This window comes from Stenotrophomonas sp. CFBP 13725, assembly GCF_014841935.1.
Taxonomy (GTDB): Bacteria; Pseudomonadota; Gammaproteobacteria; order Xanthomonadales; family Xanthomonadaceae; genus Stenotrophomonas.
The window spans coordinates 453,390-466,389 of the sequence record NZ_JACYUV010000002.1 but is presented as its reverse complement, the minus strand read 5'-3'; the positions used below and the strand labels follow the sequence as shown (position 1 = coordinate 466,389).

The following is a 13,000-nucleotide window of genomic DNA, read 5'->3' as shown; positions in this document are numbered from 1 at the left end:
GCGCCGACGACCGGGGGATGGTGCAACCTCAACAATGGTTGAGGTCAAGCACTACCGGCCGCCTCGCGCCATCGGGGTGGCGCATCCAGTTTCAACAGGCCGCGCGGCAGCTGGCCGTCGCGCGTGTCGCAGCGCACGATCGCGTTGTTGTCGTGGCATTGGTCCAGCAGGGACACCAGGCGCCGGCCGACGAGCAGCGCACTGGGCCACTCGATGCACGCGTTGGCTGCATTGCTGGGCGTGCACACCGGTGCACAGACTTCCAGCAGCTGGGCGCGTACGCCGATCGCCTGCGCTTCCTGATGAACCACCTGCGCATACATCCGCAGCGCAGCGGCGCTCACCGACGAATCGCCATGTGCGGCCCACGGCTTCAGCCCGGCCGGGCTGCCGATCATCACGAAGCGGCGCGGATGCGGGTGGTCCTGCAGCAGCGGCAACAGATGGCGGACGGCGTGCACGTGCGGCAGCAGGTCAAGCTGCAGCGTCTGCATCAACGCATCGCCCGGGCGGTCGATCACCCGGCCACGTGCATACGGCCCACCGAGCGCGGCAACGACGGCGCCCAGCGGACGCGGCCGTGCGGCCACGCGGTCGGCGACGACCTTGGCTGATTCGTCGTCGGCGAGCGACCCGAGCAGGGTTTCCAGTCCGGGTTCGTCATCGAACTGCTGGCGCAGCGCAGCCAGGCGGCGCGGATCGCGACCGACCACCAGGACCGGGCTGCCGGCCTCCAGCAGTGCGCCGACCACGCCCTGGCCCACGGCACCGGTGCCGCCGAGGACGAGGACCTCCGGTGCCAGCATCCCGTTCACGGGATATTTCCTCCCATCTGCGGGACAATCCCGATCCGACCCAGGCGATCCGTGCCACGGGGCCGGATACGCAGGGCACCGCCGCGTTGCTGGCGGGCGGGGGCGGTAAACTCGCGAAAGTCCTTGTTAACCAAGGAGCTGGGACGGGTTTCCACGGTCATCGCCTGGTCCAGGGCATCCTGGCCGGCGCGGCGGAAGTGGTTGAGAATGTTGCGCAGGCTCATGGCTGATGGCCTCCGATTCGGGAATGGCGCCATGGTGCGCTTCTAACTCCTACTTGATTAGTCCTGATTTAGGGGAATAATCATCCCGCACCCGGTCCAATCTTTTTGTCACGCTATTCCCGTCCCCGACGTCCAGGAATTCGACCATGTCTCACGATCTCAACGAAACGCTGATCTTCGTCAAAGTGGTCGAGCAAGGCAGCTTCATCGCCGCCGCCAAGTCGCTCGGCCTGCCCAAGACCACCGTCAGCCGCAAGGTGCAGGATCTGGAAACGCGCCTCGGTGCGCGCCTGCTGCACCGGACCACGCGTCGCCTCGGCCTGACCGAAGCCGGTTCCATCTATCACGAGCACTGCCAGCGCATCGCACGCGAACTGGAAGAGGCGGAGAGTGCCGTCAGCCAGTTGCAGTCCGGCCCGCGTGGGTGGCTGCGTTTCACCGTGCCCTACTCGCTCGGCATCACCTGGATCGCGCCCTTGATGGGCCAGTTCCATGCGATGTACCCCGAGATCCGGCTCGACATGCATCTGGGCAACGAGAAGCTCGACCTGATCGCCGGTGAAGCGGATCTTGCGCTGCGGGTCGGTGCCCTTCCCGATTCCAATCTGGTCGCCCGCAAGCTCGGCACGTTGCGCACGCAGGTATTCGCCAGCCCCGCCTACATCGAACGCCACGGCGAACCGTTGCACCCGGACGAGCTGCAGTTCCACCGCATCCTGGCGATGCGCAAGGCGTACCACAGCCATCCGAACCGCATCACGTGGCAGCTCGGCGAGAATGGCGGTGAGCTGCGCGACTTCCCGGTGAATCCGCTGATGGTGGCCAATGACATGTCGGCGTTGAACGGCGCGATGGTATGCGGCGAAGGCCTGATGCTGACCGGCGATGTGATGGCCAAGCCCTACGTGGAAACCGGAATGGTGCGCCGTGTGCTGGCCGGCTGGACGGGACCGGAAGTGGACTTCAATGCGGTCTTCGCCGGCGGCAAGCTGGTGTCGCCGAAAGTGCGCGCCTTCGTGGATTTCCTGGTCGACAAGCTCAACTTCGACGCCAACTACATGATGGCGCAGTGCCCCGCAGCGAAGTATGCGCAGCAGCAGAACGAGAAAGCGGAAGCCGAAGCGATGGCCGAAGGGAAGCGGATTCTGGAGGTCGTTGCCGCGTGAGATGACAATGGGCGACGATCGTGACGGCCGCTGGCCGTGAGCCCGTTCGGTAGTGACGGCCGCTGGCCGTCAGTTCGTTGCTACGGGCGTGACGACTGAAGTCGTCACCTACAAAAAATGCCGCCTGCAAGGGCGGCATTTCTGTCGCGGCCTGGCGGCCGCAACGGCAGTAACGCGATGCGTTACTGCTGCAACGGAATCACGCGGATTTCCACGCGACGGTTCTGCGCACGGCCGGCGTCGGTGCTGTTGTCGGCAACCGGGTAGGCCTTGCCGGCGCCCAGCGTTTCGATGCGAGCGCGCTGTACACCCTGGCCGGTCAGGTAAGCGGCCACGGCATCGGCACGTTCCTTCGACAGACGATTGTTCACCGCGTCGCTGCCGATGCTGTCGGTATGGCCGACCACTTCGATCATGGTCTGGTTGTATTCGGCCAGCGTGCTCGCGACACCGTTGAGCGAGCCGTAGAACTGCGGCTTCAACGCGGACTTGTTGAAGTCGAACGTGATGCCGTCCGGCAGGTTCAGGCTGATGTTGTCGCCCTGGCGGACCACGTCGATACCGGTATTGGCGGTACGCTCGCGCAAGGCGCGTTCCTGGCGATCCTGGTACTGGCCCACGGCCGCGCCGCTCAGTGCGCCGATACCGGCACCGATCATCGCGTGCTGGCGACGCTCGGTCGCGCTGCCACCGGTCAGCAGGCCAGCTGCGACACCGACGGCGGTACCGATCAGCGCGTTGCGGCCCGTGCGGTTCTGCTGCTGGGTTTCGTTGCCATACGGGTCACTCTGCACGTACGAACCACCGGTCGCGCAGGCGCTGAGCGCAGCGGCGGTCATCAGGGCGAGGGCCACATTACGGGGAGCAGATCGGATCATGGTGTTCTCCTTGGAAGCCGGGTGGTCCGGCGTGCGTCGGGGATGAGCATATACAGCCTGATGCGATGCGGGGATGAGGGCCGCAGCCCCCATCACTGCCCCGTTCAGCTTCTTCGCAACGACGTGTAAAAGCGCCCTGCTACGCTCAAGTGCGCCGATAGGCAGCCAACGCCGCGTCACGACCTTCGGCAAGATCCACCAACGGCCGCCGCGGATAATCCGGTGCCTTGGCCGCCAGCAGATCGGCGTGCTGCCAGGGTGCAAAACGCGCCTTGACCGGCAGAGCGGCCAGCTCGGGCACCCACCGGGTAATGTAACGCGCCTGCGGATCGAACTTCTCCGACTGGGTGACCGGATTGAACACGCGGAAATACGGCGCGGCGTCGGCGCCGGTGCCGGCCACCCACTGCCAGCCCATGGTGTTGTTGGCCAGGTCCGCATCCACCAGGGTGTCCCAGAACCAGCGCGCGCCCTCCAGCCAGTGCGCGCGCATGTGCTTGCACAGGTAGCTGGCGACGATCATGCGTACGCGGTTGTGCATGACGCCGGTGTGCCACAGCTGCCGCAGCCCGGCATCGACGATCGGCACGCCGGTGTTGCCACGCTGCCATGCCTGCAGGTCGGCCGCCGCGGGCGACGCCCAGCGGAAGCTGTCGAAGCGCGGGTTGAGGTTTTCGTCCGTGGTCCGGGGGAAGTGATGCAGCAGGTGGTGGCCGAAGTCACGCCAGCCCAGTTGCCGGATGTACGCATCGATGTCGGCGCTGCGGCTGGCGGTGCGCTCGGCCTCCAACGCGTGGACGATCCGCCACGGCGCGATCTCGCCGAAGTGCAGGTGCGGGGACATCATGGACGTGCCGACGCGATCCGGCAGGTCACGCTGCTCGCGATAGCCGTTCAACGCCCCATCGACGAACACGGTCAGTGCTTCGCGAGCACCGGCCTCACCGGGCTGCCAGTGCTCCCAGAAGCCTGCATCCCAGCCCAGCGAGGGTTGCAGGCCGAGCGCATCGAGCGTCAGGCCCTTGACCGCGTGGGCGGGGAGCGACGCCGGTGCATCGCTCACGGCCTGCAGACGCCACTGGCTCAGTGCATTGCGCCAGAACGGGGTGAAGACCTTGTACGGTCCCCCCTGCTTGGTCTGCAGGTCCCACGGTTCGAACAGCAGGCTGCCGTTGCAGCTGTCCGCCTGCAGCCCCTGCTCGCGCAGGGTGCGCTTGATCAAGGCATCGCGCGGCTGGGTGGCGGGTTCGTATTTGCGGTTCCAGAAGACCGCCTCCGCGCCGGTCTCGGCGATCAGTTCCTGCAGGACCGCCAGGCTGTCGCCTTCGCGCAGCACGAGGCCCGAGCCGCGTGCGCGCAGATCGTCGTCCAGCGCGGACAGTGAGCGGTGCCGCCACGCATTGGACGCCGCACCGGGCGCCCAGCGGCCTTCCTCGTGCGGCGCATGGATGTAGACCGGCACGATATCGTGCCCGGACTCCAGCGCAGCCTGCAGCGCCGGATTGTCGGCAAGGCGGAGATCACGGCGAAACCACACCAAGGCTGATGACACGCGACGTACCTGGGGAATGCAAGGCTGCCATGATAACGAGCGCGCGTGACCTGACTGTAGAGCCGACTTCAGTCGGCTTGCCAACAGCAGCACGGTAGAGCCGACTTCAGTCGGCTTGCCAACAGCAGCACGGTAGAGCCGACTGCAGTCGGCCTGCCAACAGCAGCACGGTAGAGCCGACTTCAGTCGGCTTGCCAACAGCAGCACGGTAGAGCCGACTTCAGTCGGCTTGCCAACAGCAGCACGGTAGAGCCGACTTCAGTCGGCCTGCCAACAGCAGCATGGTAGAGCCGACTTCAGTCGGCCTGCCAACAGCAGCATGGTAGAGCCGACTTCAGTCGGCTTGCCAACAGCAGGATGGTAGAGCCGACTTCAGTCGGCTTGCCAACAGCAGCCGACTGAAGTCGGCTCTACCAGAGCACCAGCAAAAGCAACAGCCAGAGCAACGGCCACAGCCACAGCCACAGCCACAGCCACAGCAACAGCAACAGCAACAGCAGCGGCCACAGCAACGGCCACAGCAACGGAAACGGCAACGGTCACAGCAACGGCAACGGCAACGGCAACGGCAACGGCCACAGCAACAGCAACAGCAACAGCAACAGCAACAGCCACAGCCACAGCAACGGCCACAGCAACGGCAACGGCAACGGCAACGGCAGCAGCCGCGGTCACGGTCACGCGACGGTCACAGCAACGGCAACGGCCATGGCCATGGCCACAGCCATCGCCACAGCCAAGGCAACGGCAACGGCACCGGCAACAGCCACCGCAACAGCAACCGCCCGGCGTGGCTCGACGTTACCTAGCCGCGTTCGTATCGAAGCGCTGCATCGACTGGCGGATCAGGGTTTTCGCCTCTGCTGCAGTGCCCCAGCCGCTCAACTGCACCGGGTTGCGGCCTTCCGGCAGGTCTTTGTAAACGCGGAAGAACGCTTCGATGCGCTGCCGCTCGATCAGCGGCAGATCGGACAGATCGCGAATGCCGGCGTAGGTCGGATCCACCTTGTCGGTGGGCACGCCGATCACCTTCTCGTCCTGCTCGCCGTCGTCCACCATCTTCAGGTAACCGATCGGCCGGAAGCGCACGATCACACCGGGGTGCAGCGGTTCGCGGGTCAGCACCAGCGCGTCCAGCGGATCGTTGTCACCGGCCAGGGTGCGCGGCATCGACCCGTAATTGGCCGGGTACGCGACGGGCATCGACTGGAAACGGTCCACATGCACCAGCCCGTCGTCCTTGATCTCGTACTTGGTGAAGCTTCCCGCCGGAATCTCGACCACCAGGTTCACTTCCTCCGGTGCCTGCTTCGGCTGCGCGGCAAGGAACGGGTGCAACACGCTATCGGCGGCGACGCTGGCACCGGCCATCACGGCCAGCGCAGCGGCCAGTGCCACCATCGGCAACCTGCTACGTCGTGCGCTCATTGCGGCTCCTCCCGGTTCTGCATCACGTCATGGCTCATTCCCAGCACCGGTCCTTGCGGCCAGTCGGTGCGTGCGGGCGCTGGCAGCGGCGCGGTGCGATGCGGTCCGCCTCCAGCTCCACTTTCTTCGTGCTGCCGTCGGCCTGACGCACCAGCTCGAACGCGTCGTAGAGCTTGCCGGTCACCGTACGGGCTTCGTAGTGCAGGCGCTGTGGATCGATGCGCAGCACCTGGAACAGCTGGGTGTCTTCGGCCACCGGGGACATCGTAGCGATCGCCTCTTTGGACAGGCGGTACTGCTTGGGGCTGGCATTGCTGACGACGAACTGTGGCGTGGCCAGGCCGTCTTCACCACGGCGGCCGTAGGTGTGGTCGTGGCCCTGCAGTACCAGGTCCACGTCGTGCCGGCGCACGACCGGCAGCAGGGCGTCCTGCAGCACCGGATTGTGGCGGCCACGCGCGGGCGAGTAGAACGGCTGGTGCACCACCACGATCGTCCACGCCTGCGTGTTGGATGCCAGTACGCCATCCAGCCACTGCGCCTGTGCCTGCGCGGTGCCAAGGTCCATCGCCGAGGTGCCATCCAGCACGGCGAACCGGACGCCCTGATAATCAAACCAGTACGTGCTCTGCTCGGCACCCTTGGCCCCGTTGTCCGGCAGGGCGAAGGTCGCGGGCCAGTGGCGGGCCATCACCCGGCGTTCCTGCGGGGTGTCTTCGAACTCTTCGAAGTACTCGTGGTTGCCGATGGCCGGTGCGAGCATCGTTTCCTGTGCCAGCCAGCCCGTGGCGGCGAACCACTCGCCCCATTCGCTGTCGTCGGCGTCGTAGCCCCCACTGACCAGATCACCGGCAAACAGGCTCAGGTGTGCGTCAGGCGCCGCCTTCTGCGCTGCGCGCACCACGCGGGTCACATGGCTGAGGTTCTTGTTCTGGGTGTCGCCGAAGTACAGGAAGGTCATCGGCTGGTCGGCGGTGCCTGCCGTACGCAGCTGGTTCCAGGCGCTCCAGGTGTCTTTACCCTGCACGCGATACACGTACAGGGTGCCCGGCTTCAGGCCGGTGACGTCGGCACGGTGGTGATGGGACAGGCCGTTCTCGGTCTGCAGCGGTTGGCTGCTGGCGGTGATGCGGGTGATCGGGCCGAAGCCCGGCGTGTCATCCGCCGGCGCGATCTCCAGCAGCGGCGCCTGCACGCTGCCATCGGTGCGCCACCGCACGGCGAAGCCCTGTGAGGCATTCGCCGCCGGCGAGGCCACGATACGATCCGGGAAACCGGTTGCCGCATAGTGGCGGCTGCCGGCCGGCACCTGGCTGTTGGGCTCCACGCGCGATGCCAGCTCATCGGCCAGCACACTGCTGCAACCCAGCGCCAGGGCCACGCCCAGGCCAAGCGAGGTCAGACGACGGATCACGACGCACACTCCAGCGGCAGCGACAGCGCCTTGGCGATCTGCTCCCAGTCGAACGCCACCACGCCCTGGTCATCGTGCACGGCATACAGCGCACCGTGCGGGAAGCGTGGCGTGCCCTGCTGCATCATCCAGATGCCGTCGGTGTTGGCCACGGTGTTGCCCTGGAAGGCCCCCACCGGCTTCAAGCTGTGCCGGTCAAACAGATGGAAGACGCTGCGGTCCTTGGCCTGCTCGGTGGTGATCCACCAGCCGTCCTTGCCGCAGGTACGCAGCATCACCCCTTCCGCCTGCGCCTTGAACACATCGCGGCCGAAGGTGGTGCCGGTGAAGCGACCGGCCATCGTGTAGACCTTGAACTCGCTGGCGTAGCTTTCGTCCTCTTCGGCGATCAACAGGCGGTCGTTGGCCGGGTCGCCCCAGATCGATTCCACCACGCGCAGCGCACCGGCCTCGCTGGTATCGCCGATGCTCGCCGTCAGCGTGGCCTGTACCTTCGCCCCATCGCGGGTGACGTGGTACTGGCGCACGCGCTTGTCCAGCTCAGTCAGCGGCGGCAGGATGTCGTTGCCCTGCGCGTCCTCGCCGTTATCCCAGGAATCGGTGACATACACGGTGTAGCCATCACGGCCCTTGTCGACCCACAGGCCATAGGGCTTGCGCAGGTCATCGGCACCGAACACCGCCAGCGGCGTGAAGTCGGGCAGCGAGAATACCTGCACGCGATGGTTGTCGCGCTCCACGATCCACATCAGATCGTCGATGATCGAAATGCCGTTGGGGCGGTCGAACTGGCCCAGTGCGCTGCCCGCGCTGCCAACGTCACGCAACGGGGTGCCGGTGCTGCCGTCGTACACCACCAGCTTGTCGGTGGCCTTGGCCGTGGCAATCAGCCAGGTCTTGCCGTCAGGTGCCTTCCACGCAGCGGGCGAGTCGATGTTGTCGTCCGGCGTCATCGGGGTCAGGAAGGCTTCGGCCAGGGTATGCACCTGACGCGGCGTGGTCGTGGCATCGGTCGCGACCGGCGCGCCCTTGGCCGCAGCAGCGGCGCCCTCGGCAGTGGGGGCCGACGGCGTGCAGCCGCTGGCGAGTGCCAGCGCCAGTGCGCCGACCAGGGCGATACGGGGCGCCATCACAGTGCCACCTTCAGGCCGACCGCATAGGTGCGGCCGTATTCTTCCAGCTGCAGGGTGCGCGAACGCGTGCCCTGGTAGAGCTCAAGCGGCTTGTCCAACAGATTCTGTGCCTCGAAGTACATGCTGACGCGGGGGGTGAATTTGTAATCCAGCGAGAAATCGAGCTGGGTGTGCGGTGCGACGTAGATGTCGAACGCGCGGCCGACGCCGATGCTGTCCAGGTATTCACTGCGGTACACCGCAGCCAAACGCGTGCTCAGGCCATACTTTTCGTAGCCGATGTGGGCGCTGTACACATGCTTGGACGCACGCGGCAGGCTGAAGTCATCGCCCTCGCGGCCTTCCACGCCAGGATCGAAATCAGTATCCAGCCACGTGCCGCTGGCGCCGACCAGCAGGCCATCCAGGCCCGGCGGCAGGAACGCAAGCTGCTGCTGATAGTTGAATTCGGCACCCCGTACCGTGGCCTTTTCACCGTTGATCGGCAGGGTCACGTCGAAGCCGTCGTAGGCGGGGTCGTTGTTGCGCACCGTCTCCACGATGTAGCCGTCGATGGACTTGTGGAACAGGCCCAGCGACACGATCCCGGTCGTGCCGATGTACTTCTCCACCGACAGGTCGATGTTCTTCGATTCGTACGGGTCAAGCTGCGGATTGCCCAGGCGGACCTCTTCGTCGCCGCGGCTGTAGCCTACGCGCGGTGAGATGTCGCCGAACGACGGACGCGAAACCGTCTTGTTCGCCGATGCGCGCAGCACCCAGTCATCGGCAGCGTCATAGCGCAGGTGCAGGCCCGGCAGCACATTAGTGTAGCTGCTGTCGGCCACGCGCGGGGTAACGGTGAAGCTGCGCTCGTCTTCGGCTACGTCGACCTGATTGCCGATCGCCTTGAACTGGGTGTTCTCCACACGCACACCGCCGATGATACGCAGCGCACCGATATCCCAGGTACCCATGGCGTAGGTCGAGAAGATGTCTTCGCTGGCGCTGTAGTCCTCTTCCAGCGAGGTCAACGCATTGGCTCCGGTCTCCTGCGGACGTGCGCTGTACAGGCCGCTGTTGGCCGCCCAGTAGCGGCGCATGAGGTCCGAGCTCATGCCCTGCCCCAGCGTGCCGTGGCGGTGATCGGGCGCACCGATGGTCCAGCTGGCGAGGTCGATGGCTGGGCCGCGACGCAGCTCGACTTCGTTGACATCCACATCGCGCTGGCGCCAACGGCCCAGCACGCCGAACTTGTAGCTGGCATTGTCCGCATCGAAGCGTACGTTGAGCTGCGCGCTGTGTTCCTTGTCATCCACCCGCTTGGGCGACAGGATCATCCGGTCGTAGGCGTAGTTGGCATTGTCCATCCATGCATCGCTGCCCAGCGTGTAGCGCGGCAGTCGGCTGCGCTGGTCCAGCGTGCCGGACAGGTCGTCGCCGTCCAGCTCGAAGCGCGCTTCCATCTCGTCGTCCACGCGCTCTCCGGTCTTGGTGTAGCCGATCTTGTAGTCGACCACGGCAGCGGACAGCCGGTTCTCGCCGCCCAAGCTGGCGGCCAAAGTATTTTCTTCCTTGGTGCGGTAGCGCATGCGCTTCTGGATCGCATCGGCCGGCAGGTCGTCCAGGCGGAACTGATCGGCACCGGTCGCGACGACGTCGGCGTCCTCGAAGTTGATGATCGTGCGCTGACGCGTCTCGGCATCGTCAAAGCGGCTGTGCAGCGTCCGCAGGTAGTACGTGCTGTCTTCGCTGGGGCGCCAGTCCAGGTTGAGGTTTGCGCCGATGCGCTTGCGCTCGATTTCATACTTGCGCCGCTGCAGGTTGATCGCGGTGACATCGCCGGGTGCCGCATCGTCCTCACCGGCGTACTCGACTTCACTGTTGTCCGACTCGAACTTGCGGTTCTGGTAGTTCACGCCCAGTGCCACGCCGAACGTGTCCGCGAACACTTCGCTGTAGTTGATGGCAGCCTTCGGGCTGGTGTGGCCGGAGAGCGCCTGGTGGCTGGCTTCGATCTTGCCACGCAGGCTGCGACCATCGCGGTCGAAGGCCGAGGCCGACTCCACCAGGATCGCGCCGCCGATGGCATCGCCAGGCATGTCCGGGGTCGGCGACTTCACGACGCGAAGGCGCTCGGTGGAGTCCGAAGGAATGACGTCCAGCGGCGCGGCGCGGCTGGAATCTTCCGGCGTGCCGACTGCGATACCGTCGATGCTGACGCTGTTGAGGTTCGCATCCAGGCCGCGCACCACCACGAAGCGGCCTTCGCCCTGGTCGCGGGTGACGCTGACACCCGGCAGGCGCTGCAGGGATTCGGCCACGTTCTGGTCCGGGTACTGGCCCAGTGCATCCGACGACACCGCGTCCTCGATCGCGTTGCTGCTGCGCTTGAGGTCCACTGCGCGGATCTGCGATTCCAGCTGCGCGCGCACTTCGATGCGATCCAGGTCGGTCGCATCGGCGGCGATGGCACTGGTGGCCGCCACGTCCTGGCCGGCGGCACGCAGCGGCGCTGCAGCCCCCAGTGCCAGGGTCAGGGTGATGGCGATGGCCAACGGTGTCTTGGTCTGCACGGGTGATCCCATTCGGTGTGAAGAATGGGAGGGCAAGGTATGTCGGCGAGGTTGCACCGGCATGACACCGGGACACCTGTGCGGTCATGACGGCATCACCGCACTGGCCGCGCAGGGCCGCGCTGGGGGACAATGGCGACCTCTGCCTTTCCCTTTGCCGGCCCCCCATGAATATCGTCGAAGTGCGCCATCCGCTGGTGCAGCACAAGATCGGGCTGATGCGCAACGCCGCGCTCAGCACCAAGGATTTCCGCGAACTGGCCAACGAGCTGGGCACCCTGCTCGCCTATGAGGCGACCGCCGACCTGGACACCGAATCGCACACCATGGACGGCTGGTCCGGCCCGGTGACGGTGCAGCGCATCGCCGGTGCCAAGATCACCGTGGTGCCGATCCTGCGCGCGGGCCTGGGCATGCTGAGCGGCGTGCTGTCGCTGATTCCCGCCGCGCGCGTCAGCGTGGTCGGCCTGCAGCGTGACGAAGAAACCCTGCAGCCGGTGCCCTATTTCGAGCGCCTGACGGGCCGCCTGGAAGAGCGCGACGCGCTGATCCTGGACCCGATGCTGGCCACCGGCGGCACCCTGATCGCGACCATCGACATGCTCAAGCGGGCCGGCGCGCGCCGCATCAAGGGCATTTTCCTGGTAGCCGCACCGGAGGGCATCGCCGCCGTACAGGCCGTGCACCCGGACGTGGAGATCTACACCGCCGCCATCGACCATCATCTGAACGAAAAGGGCTACATCCTGCCCGGCCTCGGCGACGCCGGCGACCGCATCTTCGGCACCCGCGTCTGAAAAAAAGGGGACGGAGGGGATTAAGTCGCATTTGGCCCACGCGTGGGCCAAATGCGACTTAATCCCCTCCGTCCCCTTTTTGGTGTTACAGGGCGCGGGCGGTGAGTTCGTGCTGCTCGTGCACGGTCACGAATCGCCCCTTGTCGTCGCGCTGGAGTTGCGCCAGCGCGATCTGCGGGTCGTGGGTAAAGAACAGGTGGACGTTGCGCGACAGCTTGTCTTCGAGGAATTGTTTCTTCTCGTCGATCAGCAGTTCCGCGTTGCGGTCGTAGCCCATGGTGATCGGCACGTGCACCCAGGACCGGCCCGGCACCAGGTCGGCACAGAACACCACGCCGCCCCGGGTCTGGCCATCTGCCGTTGGCTGGCCGACGATCTCCGCCAGCATCAGGCCAGGCGTGTGGCCGTCGCTGAAACTGAAACGCACGCTGGCACCCAGTACCTGCGAGTACTCGCCCTGCACGATTTCAAGGCGTCCGCTTTCCTGCAACAGGGCGGGCAGTTCCGGGATGAAGCTGGCGCGGTCGCGCGGGTGGGGCTGCACTGCGCGCTGCCAATGCTCGGCACCCACCACGAAGGTGGCATTGGGAAACAGCAGTTCGGGGGACCTGCCCTCCACCCACGGCGCCAGCAGCCCACCGGCGTGGTCGAAGTGCAGGTGGCTCAACACCACCACATCGATGTCTTCGTGCTCGAAACCCGCTTCGCGCAGGGAGTCGATCAGCACGTGCCGGCTTTCCTGCACACCGTAGCGCTCGCGCAGCCGCGGTTCGAAGAATGCGCCGATCCCGGTTTCAAACAGCACGGTCTTGCCGTGCAGCGGGCTGGCCAACAACGCGCGACACGCCAGTTCGATGCGGTTGAGTTCGTCGGGCGCCGCCCATTTTTCCCACACCGCACGTGGAGCGTTGCCGAACATCGCACCGCCATCCAGGCGTTGCGTGTTGCCGCGGATCGACCATAGTTTCATGCGGCAAGTATCGGTCAGCTACCGTTAAATAATCGCTAGCCAGGGTGGTCACGCCGAGTGTGGCTCGG

General features: G+C 65.8%; 12 protein-coding genes. 2 read left to right on the top strand and 10 right to left on the bottom strand.

Going from position 1 to position 13,000, the window contains the following annotated elements; genetic code table 11:
- Nucleotides 1–44 precede the first annotated feature (44 nt).
- Together IFT65_RS05270 and IFT65_RS05265 are read right to left on the bottom strand one after the other, a co-directional pair.
- Nucleotides 45–815 carry an SDR family NAD(P)-dependent oxidoreductase gene (locus IFT65_RS05270; protein ID WP_192080624.1) on the bottom strand — a complete coding sequence of 257 codons (771 nt, stop codon included), beginning with the start codon at nucleotides 813–815 and terminating at the stop codon, nucleotides 45–47.
- Entirely contained in the window at nucleotides 812–1,039 is a 228-nt protein-coding gene (locus IFT65_RS05265; protein WP_192080622.1) for a hypothetical protein, read from the bottom strand. Before IFT65_RS05265 ends, IFT65_RS05270 begins: the two co-directional genes overlap by 4 nt.
- A gap of 146 nt (nucleotides 1,040–1,185) precedes the next feature.
- Here IFT65_RS05265 and IFT65_RS05260 point away from each other — a divergent pair, with 146 nt between their 5' ends.
- Nucleotides 1,186–2,205 (top strand): LysR family transcriptional regulator, encoded by a 1,020-nt coding sequence (locus IFT65_RS05260; protein ID WP_192080620.1) that lies wholly within the window; start codon nucleotides 1,186–1,188, stop codon nucleotides 2,203–2,205.
- A 182-nt stretch (nucleotides 2,206–2,387) separates the two neighbouring features.
- Here the strand turns inward: IFT65_RS05260 and IFT65_RS05255 are convergent, their stop codons facing one another.
- The 7 genes from IFT65_RS05255 to IFT65_RS05230 all read right to left on the bottom strand — a co-directional run bounded on the left by IFT65_RS05255 (nucleotide 2,388) and on the right by IFT65_RS05230 (nucleotide 11,165).
- A complete protein-coding gene (locus IFT65_RS05255; RefSeq protein WP_188324342.1) occupies nucleotides 2,388–3,083 on the bottom strand; it encodes an OmpA family protein in 696 nt (231 codons plus the stop codon).
- Between the two features lie 145 nt (nucleotides 3,084–3,228).
- On the bottom strand, nucleotides 3,229–4,635 hold the full coding sequence (locus IFT65_RS05250) for an FAD-binding domain-containing protein (protein WP_192080618.1): 1,407 nt from the start codon (nucleotides 4,633–4,635) through the stop codon (nucleotides 3,229–3,231).
- Between the two features lie 410 nt (nucleotides 4,636–5,045).
- Entirely contained in the window at nucleotides 5,046–5,171 is a 126-nt protein-coding gene (locus IFT65_RS18845) for a hypothetical protein (protein WP_274602790.1), read from the bottom strand.
- A 265-nt stretch (nucleotides 5,172–5,436) separates the two neighbouring features.
- On the bottom strand, nucleotides 5,437–6,063 hold the full coding sequence (locus IFT65_RS05245; RefSeq protein WP_192080616.1) for an inorganic diphosphatase: 627 nt from the start codon (nucleotides 6,061–6,063) through the stop codon (nucleotides 5,437–5,439).
- 34 nt (nucleotides 6,064–6,097) lie between these two features.
- The gene (locus IFT65_RS05240) at nucleotides 6,098–7,444 is read right to left on the bottom strand and encodes a metallophosphoesterase family protein (protein WP_342365863.1); all 1,347 of its coding nucleotides are present in this window, start codon (nucleotides 7,442–7,444) and stop codon (nucleotides 6,098–6,100) included.
- Nucleotides 7,445–7,473: 29 nt separating this feature from the next.
- Entirely contained in the window at nucleotides 7,474–8,607 is a 1,134-nt protein-coding gene (locus IFT65_RS05235) for a phytase (RefSeq protein ID WP_192080614.1), read from the bottom strand.
- Nucleotides 8,607–11,165, bottom strand: a complete 2,559-nt coding sequence (locus tag IFT65_RS05230; protein ID WP_192080612.1) for a TonB-dependent receptor — start codon at nucleotides 11,163–11,165, stop codon at nucleotides 8,607–8,609. The genes IFT65_RS05235 and IFT65_RS05230 overlap by 1 nt, the downstream gene beginning before the upstream one ends.
- Before the next feature lie 167 nt (nucleotides 11,166–11,332).
- Between IFT65_RS05230 and upp the strand changes: the two genes are divergently transcribed.
- Entirely contained in the window at nucleotides 11,333–11,962 is a 630-nt protein-coding gene (gene upp / locus IFT65_RS05225) for a uracil phosphoribosyltransferase (protein WP_188324348.1), read from the top strand.
- A gap of 85 nt (nucleotides 11,963–12,047) precedes the next feature.
- Here the strand turns inward: upp and IFT65_RS05220 are convergent, their stop codons facing one another.
- Complete coding sequence (locus IFT65_RS05220) at nucleotides 12,048–12,932, bottom strand: MBL fold metallo-hydrolase (RefSeq protein WP_192080610.1); 885 nt, start codon at nucleotides 12,930–12,932, stop codon at nucleotides 12,048–12,050.
- Between the last annotated feature and the right edge of the window lie 68 nt (nucleotides 12,933–13,000).

Coding starts and splice junctions, on each gene's coding strand:
- IFT65_RS05245 (WP_192080616.1), bottom strand. CDS start 6,063: ATGAGCGCACGACGTAGCAGGTTGCCGATGGTGGCACTGGCCGCTGCG.
- IFT65_RS05220 (WP_192080610.1), bottom strand. CDS start 12,932: ATGAAACTATGGTCGATCCGCGGCAACACGCAACGCCTGGATGGCGGT.
- IFT65_RS05260 (WP_192080620.1), top strand. CDS start 1,186: ATGTCTCACGATCTCAACGAAACGCTGATCTTCGTCAAAGTGGTCGAG.
- upp (WP_188324348.1), top strand. CDS start 11,333: ATGAATATCGTCGAAGTGCGCCATCCGCTGGTGCAGCACAAGATCGGG.
- IFT65_RS05235 (WP_192080614.1), bottom strand. CDS start 8,607: ATGGCGCCCCGTATCGCCCTGGTCGGCGCACTGGCGCTGGCACTCGCC.
- IFT65_RS05265 (WP_192080622.1), bottom strand. CDS start 1,039: ATGAGCCTGCGCAACATTCTCAACCACTTCCGCCGCGCCGGCCAGGAT.
- IFT65_RS05255 (WP_188324342.1), bottom strand. CDS start 3,083: ATGATCCGATCTGCTCCCCGTAATGTGGCCCTCGCCCTGATGACCGCC.